This is a genomic window from Pseudoalteromonas sp. bablab_jr010 (genome assembly GCF_016464105.1).
Classification (GTDB): Bacteria; Pseudomonadota; Gammaproteobacteria; order Enterobacterales; family Alteromonadaceae; genus Pseudoalteromonas; species Pseudoalteromonas simplex.
Genome location: NZ_JACDWV010000058.1, coordinates 1 through 12,742 on the forward strand (window position 1 = coordinate 1; position 12,742 = coordinate 12,742).

Genomic DNA, 12,742 nt, shown 5'->3' on the forward strand with positions numbered 1-12,742 from the left:
ATCGCTTTAGTCGTGAACCTTTAAGGTTGGTATCACCAACATCTGTATTTCAGCTAAGTATTGCAGTGATATTGCATAATAATGAATATGCTCGCCAAATTTATACGTTATTTCAAGCAGGTTACATGAAGCACTGGGTGAATAGATCAAAAAGTCACATTGGTGATTTTATTATCTTGCTGTTTGATAAGGCAAAAGGTGGCAATACCCTAAAGCCGATCGTAGATGATTTTGCTTATCAAGCTATTTTAGATAACTGGGATAGTACAGACTTAACAAAAGTTACCGCTTATCTAAATCAGTTATGTGATGATCAAGTCGCTCAGGTTGCATCACCACCGAGTAAGATGTTTTTTGAGTTCGATAATATGAACTGGCAATTTACACCTTATGCTGCACTTATGCTGCTAACGCTAAGAGCACAACATGGCCTTGAAAACCCTGGTTTTGAGCACCCTGGTTTTGGTAATGTGACTTCTTTACTATTAACGCAGCCTGTAGCCCCTGAAAAAGATGACGTGCTTGAACAGCTTGTAGTCAAATTACATGAGCAGGGCTTTGATGAAAAAGCGTTACTAGCGTAGCATCTAAAAACTGTCACTAAAATGGTCAGGTCTTTCTTTTTGCCTTTTAGCTAGTCCAATGTCATATATAAGCAATGTTTAATAAAAGTCATCAAAATGCTGAGCATTTTGTGATGGGCAAGCACAAACTCCAGAATGGATTTAAATCGGCAAAGTGTTACCCCAATTTGGAAAATCTAAAGCAACATCAAGGCGTAAGTTAGCTGTAATTGTCGAGCAAAGAAAAGAGTTGGGTGATTATTTCAAGCTGCACAATTCAAGCATGAAGTATGGTAGTGGCAAAAGAAAGACCTGCCCCCTAGATGCTTGCTGACACTGCTACAACCTCAATGACCCCAGTTGGTAAATAATGGACAAAATATTAGAAAAATTTTTACGTAAGCGTAAGCAAGCAATTAAAAACCCAGAAAAGTATAGAAATGTCTACGATAGAAATATAACGAGAATTACTTTTTACTTAGAACATGGCAAAACAAAAGGTGAAGAATTTTTTAATGAGAGTTTACCTTTTGCTCCTTGGGAAAAGCTTAATGTTGAATTGTCAATTCCAGGTTATTTTTATGAAATGCAGGCACAAGCTAGTTTAGTGAAGGGTAGCGTACTCAATATCGAGCAGTTGGGATATTATTTGAGCTATGGGTATTATCAGCTAACTATTGCTCATATAAGACAAAAGCGCTGTGTTATTCGCTTCGGGGAAGATAATGAAAGAGTGATATCACCTGGAAGTGTATTTCAATTAGCTACAGCTGTTTTATTACATCAGTATGATTATGCGCAGCAATTTTATAAATTATTTCAAAATGGTTACATGAAAAATTGGATAAACCGTTCGAAAAGTCATATTGGTGATTTTATTATCTTGCTGTTTGATAGGGTCAAAGGTGACAATACTTTAAAACCGATCGTAGATGATTTTGCTTACCAATCTATTATAGATAACTGGGATAGTACAGACTTAACAAAAGTTACCTCTTATCTAAATCAGTTATGTGACGATCAAGTCACTCAGGTTGCATCACCACCGAGTAAGATGTTTTTTGAGTTCGATAATATGAACTGGCAATTTACACCTTATGCTGCACTTATGCTGCTAACGCTAAGAGCACAACATGGCCTTGAGAACCCTGATTTTGAGCACCCTGGTTTTGGCAATGTGACTTCTTTACTATTAACGCAGCCTGTAGCCCCTGAAAAAGATGACCTGCTTGAACAGCTTGTAGTCAAATTACATGAGCAAGGCTTTGATGAAAAAGCGTTACTAGCGTAGCATCTAAAAAGTGTCACTAAATGGTCAGGTCTTTCTTTTTGCCTTTTAGCTAGTCCAATGTTGTTTATAAGCAATGTTTAATAAAAGTCATCAAAATGTTGGGCATTTTGTGATGGGCAAGCACAAGCTCCAGAGTGGCTTGAAATCGACAAAGTGTTACTTCAATTTGGAAAATCTAAAGCGATAGCAAGCCGAAAGTTTGCTTACTTTGTTGAGCAAAGAAAAGAGTTGGATGATTATTTTAATTACACTATTCAAACTTGAGTCAGGTAGTGGCAAAGAAATACCTGCCCCATAGATGCTCCGTTTTTAATGCTAAATAATACTTAGTGAGGATTTTGGTTTGAAAATTCAATCGAATGAAATTATTTCAGTAAAAGTTAAAAGCATTGAGCAATATGGTGTTCTAGTAGAGGCAGATGGTTACGAAGGGATTGTTCACATTCCTAATTTATCATGGAATATTTATGGAGTTCAAAAGGGAATGAGCAACTATTTTTCCATAGGTGATATTTTAGATGCAATGGTGCTTGATAGCTCAACAGTACCCTTTAATGCCTCTTTTAAAGACGCTCACCAAGAGCTAAGTCCGTGGAATAAAGTAAGTAAATACTTAATAAATACTATTCATAAAGCAAAAGTAGTTACGAGAACTGATTTTGGCTATTTTCTGGAACTAGAAAAAGGATTGAGAGTTCTGCTACATAATGAAAAGTCTATACCTGAGATGTCTGAAGGTGAAATTGTTTCAGTTAAAATTAACTCCATTGATCAGGAAAAGAAAAAGATTGTTGTTTCTTATGTTTTTCCTGAAAATAATAGCAATAAACCCCAGTAGAACAGTGCACTACACTAATAGCTGATTGTGCAATCTGTGTCGGAGCCACTAATGAGACAAGCAATAGCTCCAGATTGGCTTGAAATCGGCAAAGGAAAAACAAACAGGGTCAGGTCTTTCTTTTTGCCTTTAAGATTATTGAAGCCTAATTTTTAGTTATTAACTAACCAAGATTGATACGTGAAAGGATGGCTAGGCTACTACGATTAGAGTTTGCAGGTGCTTTGTATCATGTTACACCGTAAGGGAATGAGCGCACACTCAGCTAGCTGAGGTCTAGACAAGTCCCCCCTTACAACATTAAGCAACTTGAGTATTTTCTAGCTCATTTTAAAAAGGTAATGCATTTGCATTGCCTGTTCGTTCGTACTAAAATCAAAGCTAATGAAGCAAATAAAAGACAGAGGTTGTTATGGCACAAGTTGCTTTAGAAACTGAATCAACATTGACAGACCGTTTTCAAACTACGGTGCCTAGCCCTGTTCGTCAGGCGTTGCGCTTAGGTAAAAAAGATAAAATTAAATACACGATTCAATCTGATGGCAGCGTTGTTATTTCGCGTGCAGCAGTGCAAGAAAGCGATCCTGTGCTTGGCGAGTTTTTATCATTCATAGCGCGTGATATACAGGCTCACCCTGAAAGAATAGAACCGTTATCAGCAAGTATGCGAGAAAACGTTGATGTGTTGATTGAAGGTGTTGAAATCGATTTAGATGCTCCGTTATTGGATGAGGACGAGTAAGTTTGCAAAAAACTATACCAATGGTCGTAAATGGTTGGACACTTTACACTCATCCATTGTTTAAAGAGCAATACATAAGCCTTAAAACACAAGTTGAGGCTCTTCGGAATAAAGATCCGAAGGGCTACCTTAAAAAAAATGCCACGAAACGATTAGCCGCTATTCAACGGTTAATCTTTGAACTCATACCGCATGATCCTACCAGCCCTGAATTTCGCCAAGGAAGCACATTAGATGATGATAACAAGCACTGGTTTCGAGCAAAGTTCTTCCAACAATACCGTTTGTTTTTTCGATATCATTTAGGGTCAAAAATCATCGTTTATGCATGGGTCAATGATGAAAATAATAAACGTGTATACGGTAGTAAAACCGATGCCTACAAAGTATTCGAAAAGATGTTAAATTCTGGTCATCCACCTGAGGGATGGGATGAACTTTTAAAAGCAGCTAAGGACGAGTTGCTCTTCCCATAATCAAGGCGCGTGTTTTTCCAGTTGTTGAAGTTTGGCTTCTCTGTTATTTACCAATGCTCTGTATCTGAGCCATCCCCTCTTTTTTATTCAACTGCAACACTAACCACCCCTCAAAAAAGTTAAAAATTTTTTCTTTAGCCACCTTTAACTAACTGCCCAAATCATAAGGGAAAATTTTTAGCTGTGTGCCATTTATGAAATTTCAGTATAAAAGTTATGCAAATATTGCCTATAACACTATTGCGAACTATTACCGTTTAGATTAATATGCTGACCATCAAGAGAAATGAGAGTGGTTTGCATTCATGTATATCTGTTTATGTCATGGTGTGACTGATAAAAAAATCGAACAAACAATTGATGATGGCGCTATGACAATGCGCGATTTATCAAAAGAGCTGCAAGTGGGTAGCCAGTGCGGCAAGTGTTGCGGTTGTTGTAAAAAAATTCTTAATCGCAAACTGATCGAAATTGCAGATATCACTGAGCAAGTAGCGTAGTTACTTGCTCTTAAGCATGCGTGCTTAACTATTTTTTCTTCGTTCAATTGTTCTAATTAATCCCCATACTTACGAGTTTTTATTTGCTTTTAACCCCTTCATTTATTAGGGTTATAACAAAGCAGATACGTGTATCACACGGTCATTGGTAGGAAGCCATGATAATAGACTCTTCAAAATCACTTTTTTGTGCAGTACTCATTTTAATCACCGCGGGCTGCGCGCAATTACCTTCACGAGAGTCCATTCAACCAAGCTATGCCATTGCAGCAGATACACCCAGTACCATAGGAGATGCAGTGGGTAATAATCATCCTGGGTTATCAGGGTTTTATCCTTTAGCAGATGGGGTCGATGCCTTTGTAGCTAGGTTGGCGCTCATTGATTCTGCAGAGCACACCATTGATGTGCAGTACTATTTATACCACAGGCAGCAAACCACCATTTTATTTACGGCCTTTTTATTAAAAGCCGCAGATAGGGGGGTAAGAATTCGCTTGTTGCTCGATGACTTATCGCAAGCCGACAGTGAGCTTGATTTAGCCGCTCTGGCTGTTCACCCTAATATTGAAGTTCGATTATTTAATCCATTCCCTAACCGTCGTTTTAGGGCGCTCGGCTTTATTACCAACTTTAGACAGCTTTCTAGGCGCATGCATAATAAGAGCTTTATAGTCGATAATCGTATTTTTATTACTGGTGGGCGAAACATTGGTAATGCGTACTTTTCGGCTGAAGATCATTCTGAGTTTATTGATTTAGATGTTATGAGTGTTGGTGAAATTGTTCCAAATGCATCAAAAGCATTTGATTTATATTGGAATCATCAATTGTCTTACCCAGTTGAAGATTTACACGGTAAACGTGATGAACAATCACTCATAGATATCACTAAAACATTGTCGAGCTATGTTGAACAAAACCGACAGAGCAATTATGTTCAGCAACTGCATGAAAGCGAGTTTGTTAAACGCTTGCTTGATGACGAAATTACATTTGACTGGCAAACCTCAGAGCTGTTTTTTGACCATCCTGATAAGGTTTTAAATGATGTACGTGAAAAGTCGTCAAATATGTCGCCACGTTTACTTAAAAGACTTGGGCAACCACAGCAAAGAGTTATTATCATTTCGCCTTACTTTATTCCCAAAGAGCAAGGCGTTAAGTTGCTAACAAACTGGGTGCGGCAGGGCGTTAACGTTACTGTGCTAACAAATTCACTAGCCGCCACGGATGTCTCAGCTGTGCATGCAGGATATAAAAAGTACCGCAAAGATTTAATTTCTGGAGGGGTAAAACTTTGGGAATTAAAGCCAAGTGACTTGATGGCCGTTAAGCGCAAAGCAGGGCGTAAGGTTACTGGGTCATCACAAGCAAGCCTACACGCAAAAACCATGACCTTTGATGATGAAAAGATCTTTGTCGGTACCATGAACCTTGACCCTCGCTCACTTGATTTAAATACTGAAATGGGTGTATTGATCAACAGCTCTAAATTAAGTCGATCACTATCAAAGTGGGTTGATACTGATATGGCTGAGTATGCTTGGAAAGTTGATTTAAAGGATGATGATTTAGTTTGGCTCGACACAGTGAGTAATGAGCAATTTGATGAAGAGCCACAAACGTCTTCTTGGCGACGCTTTCAAGTGTGGTTTATTTCGTTATTCCCTATCGAGGATGAGCTATAAAGCATTCCTTCAGCATTTACACCTAAGCCCAACTTTTTAGTTGGGCTTTTTATTGTCAGCCTTTAGTTGTTAACCATTTTGGGATAAAAAATAGCGTTTGAGCTTACACGTGTAAACCCATTGTATTCAAGTGCTTAGCATGCAAAGAAAAAATAAATATAAAAAAATGTTAAAAAAACTGGTTGGACCAATTGATCTATTGCTTATTTTATGACGTAATGTAGGTATTACTATCTGGTCGGATGAGTTTATTATGAGCTTACGTACAAAATTAAAAAAAGTATTACCTAGTATTTCAATTACAGAACAAGAAGCGTTAGATGCGGGTGATGTTTGGTTAGAAGGTTCAATCTACCAAGGTAAACCTGATTTCGATGCACTTCGTGACGTGCCAGCAGCTAAGCTGAGCGCTGAAGAGCAAGCATTCTTAGATGGCCCAGTGAAAGAATTATTATCTATGATTGATGATTCTGAAATTCAAAACGGTGTTCATCTTCCTGACTACATTCTTGATTTCTTGAAAAAAGAGCGCTTTTTCTCGCTTATCATTCCTAAATCATTCGGCGGTTTAGAGTTCAGCCCTTATGCAAACTCAACAATCGTTGCGACTATCGCGACTAAGAGTTCTGCGGTTGCGGTAACCGTGATGGTTCCTAACTCTTTAGGCCCAGGTGAGCTATTACTTCACTTTGGTACTAAAGAGCAACAAGATCACTATTTACCACGTCTTGCAAATGGTCGTGATATTCCATGTTTCGCACTAACTAGCCCAGAAGCGGGTTCTGATGCGGGTGGTATTCCAGATATCGGTGTTGTTAAACGTGGTCAGTTCAATGGCGAAGAAGTATTAGGTTTAGAAATTACCTGGGACAAACGCTACATCACACTTGCGCCAATTGCGACAGTATTAGGTTTAGCATTTAAAGTAGTTGACCCTGATGGTTTACTAGGTGGCAAAGAAAACCTAGGTATTACCTGTGCGCTTATTCCTAAAGATCACCCAGGTGTTGAACTTGGTAATCGTCATGATCCTATGGGTATCCGTTTTTACAACGGTACGACTCGCGGTGAAAAAGTATTTGTACCAATGGACTTCATCATTGGTGGTCAAAAGAATATCGGTCGTGGCTGGCAAATGCTGGTTAGCTGTTTAGGTGCAGGCCGTGGTATTTCGTTACCGGCACTTGGTGTTAGCTCATCACAAGTGGCATTCAAAGGTGCTTCTGAGTACGCAGCAGTGCGTGAGCAGTTTGGTCTGGCGATTGGTCAATTCGAAGGTATCCAAGAGAAGCTTGCTGATATCGCAGGTAAAACTTACCTTCAAGAAGCAATGCGTGTATTAACAACAGAAGGTTTAGGCATGGGCTTAAAGCCATCTGTAGTCACTGCGATTGCTAAATACCACATGACAGAAATTGGTCGTAACGTGCTTGATTCAGCAATGGATATTCAAGCAGGTAAAGCAATTCAAAATGGTCCGCAAAATACATTGGCAAGTGGTTATGTTGCACAACCAATCGCAATCACGGTTGAAGGTGCAAACATTCTTACTCGTAACCTTATGATTTTTGGTCAAGGTGTAATGCGTTGTCACCCTTACCTCCAATCTATGGTTGAGTCTATCCATAGCGAAGATAAAAAAGCAGATAAAGAATTCAACAGCATTCTACGTAAAACAGTGGGTTACAGCGTAGCTAACAGCTTACGAGCTTTCCGTTTAGGTGTATTACCGTTTACTGCCGGTGCTAAATCGTCACTACCAGAAGTACGTGAATACGAAAAAGCAGCGCACAAACTATCTGCAAAACTTGCAGTTTACGCTGACTTCTCGTTATTGGTACTGGGCGGCAAACTTAAGCAAGCAGAAATGTTATCTGCACGTTTAGGCGACGTAATGAGCTTCTTGTATGCGGCGATGGCATCAATTAAATACTACGAGCAAAAAGTAGCAAGCAGTGAACGTGAGCAAGCTGCGCCTTACTTCCATTATGCGACTCGCTTTGCACTACAAAGCGCTGAAGAAGCATTGCATAAGTTCTTAGATAACTTCCCTGCAAGTGGTACTCGCAAGTTTATGCGTTTCATTACGATGAACTACTCAATGAAAATGCCTAAGATCAGCGATGATTTAATCCGTGAGCTAGCGACTCAAGCGCAAATGGACACCGCATTTAAAGCGCAAATCACTCACTTGGTTAACCCAATTGAAGGTGATGGTCATTACATCAATGAGCAAGCGTACAAAGCGAAAATGGCATGCCTTGATTTACTTGCAAAAGTTAAAAAAGCACTGCGTGCTAAGACTATCAAGCCAGGCGTTCGTTTTGCAGAAACACTTGATAATGCACTTGTTGCAAGTGTTATCAACGAAGAAGAGTATGCAAAACTGATTGATTACAACAAGAAACGTGAAAAAGCGATTCGTGTTGATGAGTTTGACTTTGATATGAACTTACTGGATGACAATGCAAAGCCAGTAAACCCACTTAAAAGTGTGGTAAACGAGTAATTCAACAATGCAAGTCCTGAGCAGTATTAGGACTTTATCTTCGAAAACCCGTGCTTAGCACGGGTTTTTTATTGCTTATAGGTCGTTGTACCAACAGCCAATATCACCTACCATTGCCATCGGTTTATATAAATTACAGAGCGTTATGGATCTTAGGCAATTTGTTACTTCTCACTTTTCAAACATTACAGAGCTACAGCAAGCGGCATCAGTGTGGAGTGGATGCGGTGAGATTATTCGTTGCCAAATGAATGGTGCTGCGAGGGTAATTAAAGCGATTGAAGTGCCTAGCCAGATTAATCATAGTCGTATAAAACAAAGTGATTTTGCACTTGCCAGAAAGCGCCAATCTTACTTAGTCGAATTTAATTGGTATCGGCATTACGCTAAGCAATTACCCCATGAAGCTGCGGCTATCCACTGTATTGAGGCAATACAAGAGGGCAGTAAACAAGCGCTGGTATTTAGTGATTTCAGTGCGCTTGGCTACCAGCCAGCAAGTGCTACACACAGCGACATTGAAGCAATTATAAACTGGCTTGCACACTTTCATGCATTTCATTTAGCAAGCTCTGTCGATGGCCTTTGGTCTCGAGGTAGTTATTGGCATTTAGCAACTCGGCCCGATGAGCTAAAGCGTATGAGCGATTTAAGCTTAAAAGCGCAGGCGCACGCTATTGATACTGCGTTGAGTGAGTCACCTTATCAAACGTTAATTCATGGTGATGCTAAACTTGCCAATTTTGCGATTGCGCCACAAAACCAGCATGTTCTTGGCTATGATTTTCAATATGTTGGTAAGGGTGTTGGGGTGATTGATGTCATGTATTTTTTAGGCAGTTGCTTAGATGATACGGCATTAAAATCAGTTGCAGATGACTATTTAAATCGCTATTTTGACACCCTCACACAGGCACTAAAACGTTATCAACCAAATGTAAACCCAGCGCATGTTGTTAGCAGTTGGCGAGCGCTTTGGTGTTACGCATGGAGCGATTTTTATCGCTTTTTAGCAGGTTGGAGCCCTGCTCATGCAAAAATAAACGGCTACATGCAGCAGCAATTTGTAACGTACTTAAAAATAAAGGATTAGCAATGAATAAGCCAATGCGATTTGCCATTATCGGCTGTGGTGCTGTAACCGAAGTGAAAAGCGGCCCTGCTTATCAACACGCAGAAGGTATTGCGCTTATTGGGGTAACACGCCGCGACTTAGAAAAAGCCCATGATTATGCTAAACGCCACAATGTTGCAAAGGTGTTCGCATCGCCGAGCGAACTCATTAACGATAACAGTGTTGATGCCGTGTATATTGCCACGCCGCCAGATAGCCATAAAGCGTTTGCTCTTGAGGTTGCTGCGGCAGGTAAACCGTGTTGTATCGAAAAGCCACTGGCGCCAAGTTATCAAGATAGCCTTGACATTGTTACAGCATTTAAAGAGGCTAAACAGCCGCTATTTGTGTCTTATTATCGCCGTTCATTACCACGCTTTAATCACGTTAAACAATTACTTGAGCAAGGTGCCATTGGTAAGCCTCGTCATGTAAGTTGGCATTTAAGTAAAGCTCCTAACGCTCTTGATTTGTCGGGTGAATACAACTGGCGCACAGATCAAAACGTGGCACGAGGAGGTTACTTCGACGATTTAGCCAGCCATGGTCTTGATTTACTTGCTTACCTTTTAGGTGATTTTAATAAGGTGCATGGTTTATGTGCTAATCAACAAGGCTTATATTCTGCGTTCGATGCTATTACCGCGCACTGGCAGCATCAATCGGGTGTTACAGGCACTGGGAGCTGGAACTTTGCTTCATCTAATCGTTTTGATGATGTGATGATTTTTGGCAGTGAAGGCGAGCTTAGCTTTAGTGTTTTTGACGAAAAACCGATTTTGCTTAACAACGCACAGGGCAAACAAGAGTTCGTAATTGATAACCCCGCGCATATTCAACAATATCATGTTGAAAACATGGCGAACTATTTTCATGCTCAGCAACCACACCCATCAAGCGGTGAAAGCGCACTTCATACAAGTTGGGTTATGGAGAAAATACTATCGGGTTGAAGAAGTTATACAGGTATGTTTGCTTTTTATTGAATAAAATTAAGTCATTTAAAAGAATTAATGCAAATGTTGTGCATTTTTTGCAGTAGAGCTCATTAATTTACGCTAAAATAGGCGTAATTTATTTCATTTAGGTTCTACTTATGTCTATCCATGTAATTACTCATCCGTTAGTTCAACACAAACTTGGCCTTATGCGCGCAGAAGGTATTAGTACTAAAAGTTTCCGTGAGCTAGCGTCTGAAGTAGGTACCTTGCTTACTTACGAAGCAACAAAAAACCTACCATTAGAAAGCGTACAAATCACTGGATGGGATGGTTCAACATTAGATGTAGAGCATATCAAAGGTAAAAAAATTACTGTTGTGCCTATTCTTCGTGCCGGCCTTGGTATGATGGATGGTGTAATGCAGTTATTACCTGCGGCAAAAGTAAGTGTTGTTGGTCTTCAGCGTAACGAAGAAACACTTGAGCCAGTACCTTACTTTGAAAAACTAGTGGGTAAAATTGATGAGCGCTTAAGCCTCGTTATTGACCCAATGCTGGCAACTGGTGGTTCAATGATCGCAACTATCGATATGCTTAAAAAAGCTGGCTGTAAAGATATTAAAGTGATTGTATTAGTAGCAGCGCCAGAAGGCGTAGAAAAAACCCTTGCAGCGCACCCTGATGTTGAAATTTTCACAGCATCTTTAGATAGTCACTTAAACGAAAAAGGATACATCATTCCAGGCTTAGGAGATGCCGGTGACAAGATTTTTGGCACAGTGTAAGGCGCTCACGTGGAAAATCATCAAACATTTTCGTTAAAAACCATTCTAACTGGCGCGCAAATGCTGTTTGTTGCATTTGGCGCCTTGGTACTTGTGCCGCTACTGACAGGCCTTGATCCTAATGTGGCTTTATTTACCGCAGGTTTAGGAACCTTGTTGTTTCATGTGGTTACCAAAGGCCAAGTTCCTATCTTTTTAGCATCGTCTTTTGCTTTCATCGCACCTATTATCGCCTCGGTACAAATGTGGGGCATTCCCGCAACTATGGGCGGTTTGATGGTGGCAGGATTTTGTTATGTTGCGCTTAGCTTGATTGTAAAATTTAAAGGCGTGAATGCACTGCATAAAGTGTTACCGCCTGTGGTTGTTGGCCCTGTGATTATGGTGATTGGTCTAGCCTTAGCCCCCGTCGCTGTGAATATGGCAATGGGTAAAACAGGGGATGGCAGTGCACAATTAGTTCCTTATGATCAAGCAATTTTAGTGTCTGGTTTATCATTACTGGTTACGCTGATTTTTGCGGTATGGGGCAAAGGTGTATTTAAACTTATTCCTATTCTTGCTGGTGTGGTAGCAGGTTACCTTGCTTCGTTATTTATAGGTATTGTTGAATTTAATGCGGTCACCGAAGCAAACTGGTTTGCGGTACCGGCATTTACTTACCCTGAGTTTAAGTGGCAAGCTATTTTGTTTATGGTGCCTGTAGCCATTGCGCCAGCAATTGAACATATTGGCGACATGATGGCTATTAGCCAAGTAACAGGTAAAGACTATTTAAAGAAACCAGGTTTACACCGCACTTTACTAGGTGATGGCTTAGCAACCTCTGCGGCATCAATTTTTGGTGGTCCACCGAATACAACGTACTCTGAAGTAACGGGGGCGGTAATGCTTACGCGTAACTTCAACCCTCGAGTGATGCTTTGGACCGCTATCATCGCTATTGTGCTGGCGTTTGTGGCAAAAATGGGCGCGGGTTTACAAACTATTCCGGTTCCTGTGATGGGCGGCATCATGATTTTGCTATTTGGCTCTATCGCCGTTGTTGGTTTAAATACCTTAGTAAAATCAGGTGAAGATCTTACCGCGCCTCGCAACTTGACTATCATCGCACTGATTTTAGTGTTTGGTATTGGTGGCATGCATATCGGTGGTGATGAGTTTAGTTTACAAGGTGTGAGCTTATGCGCAATTTTGGGGATTATCTTAAATGCTGTTCTCCCCAAAGCAGTGCAACAAGCTGATTAGAACTTAAAAACTGCTTGAATATTGCACCAAAAAAGCGCATTAAA

11 protein-coding genes and 1 pseudogene are annotated in these 12,742 nt (G+C 40.2%); all 12 read left to right on the forward strand.

What is annotated here, in order from left to right; genetic code table 11:
* Positions 1-584 (forward strand): annotated as a pseudogene (locus JIG37_RS03670) (hypothetical protein); the annotation flags it as partial.
* Between the two features lie 349 nt (positions 585-933).
* Entirely contained in the window at positions 934-1,854 is a 921-nt protein-coding gene (locus JIG37_RS03675) for a hypothetical protein (RefSeq protein ID WP_199528706.1), read from the forward strand.
* 343 nt (positions 1,855-2,197) lie between these two features.
* Positions 2,198-2,692: a S1 RNA-binding domain-containing protein gene (locus JIG37_RS03680; protein ID WP_054554575.1), complete on the forward strand. Its 495-nt coding sequence runs from the start codon at positions 2,198-2,200 to the stop codon at positions 2,690-2,692.
* Positions 2,693-3,104: 412 nt separating this feature from the next.
* A complete protein-coding gene (locus tag JIG37_RS03685) occupies positions 3,105-3,434 on the forward strand; it encodes a type II toxin-antitoxin system PrlF family antitoxin (protein WP_199528707.1) in 330 nt (109 codons plus the stop codon).
* A 2-nt stretch (positions 3,435-3,436) separates the two neighbouring features.
* Positions 3,437-3,910, forward strand: a complete 474-nt coding sequence (locus tag JIG37_RS03690) for a type II toxin-antitoxin system YhaV family toxin (RefSeq protein ID WP_280517205.1) — start codon at positions 3,437-3,439, stop codon at positions 3,908-3,910.
* A gap of 305 nt (positions 3,911-4,215) precedes the next feature.
* Positions 4,216-4,410: a (2Fe-2S)-binding protein gene (locus JIG37_RS03695; RefSeq protein ID WP_054554573.1), complete on the forward strand. Its 195-nt coding sequence runs from the start codon at positions 4,216-4,218 to the stop codon at positions 4,408-4,410.
* 158 nt (positions 4,411-4,568) lie between these two features.
* The gene (locus JIG37_RS03700; protein WP_166340764.1) at positions 4,569-6,101 is read left to right on the forward strand and encodes a phospholipase D family protein; all 1,533 of its coding nucleotides are present in this window, start codon (positions 4,569-4,571) and stop codon (positions 6,099-6,101) included.
* 253 nt (positions 6,102-6,354) lie between these two features.
* Positions 6,355-8,610 (forward strand): acyl-CoA dehydrogenase, encoded by a 2,256-nt coding sequence (locus JIG37_RS03705; RefSeq protein ID WP_199528708.1) that lies wholly within the window; start codon positions 6,355-6,357, stop codon positions 8,608-8,610.
* 145 nt (positions 8,611-8,755) lie between these two features.
* Positions 8,756-9,703, forward strand: a complete 948-nt coding sequence (locus JIG37_RS03710; protein WP_199528709.1) for a phosphotransferase — start codon at positions 8,756-8,758, stop codon at positions 9,701-9,703.
* 2 nt (positions 9,704-9,705) lie between these two features.
* On the forward strand, positions 9,706-10,677 hold the full coding sequence (locus tag JIG37_RS03715; RefSeq protein ID WP_199528710.1) for a Gfo/Idh/MocA family oxidoreductase: 972 nt from the start codon (positions 9,706-9,708) through the stop codon (positions 10,675-10,677).
* A 143-nt stretch (positions 10,678-10,820) separates the two neighbouring features.
* Positions 10,821-11,450 (forward strand): uracil phosphoribosyltransferase, encoded by a 630-nt coding sequence (gene upp, locus JIG37_RS03720; RefSeq protein WP_054554568.1) that lies wholly within the window; start codon positions 10,821-10,823, stop codon positions 11,448-11,450.
* Positions 11,451-11,459: 9 nt separating this feature from the next.
* Entirely contained in the window at positions 11,460-12,698 is a 1,239-nt protein-coding gene (locus tag JIG37_RS03725) for a uracil-xanthine permease family protein (protein WP_199528711.1), read from the forward strand.
* Positions 12,699-12,742 lie beyond the last annotated feature (44 nt).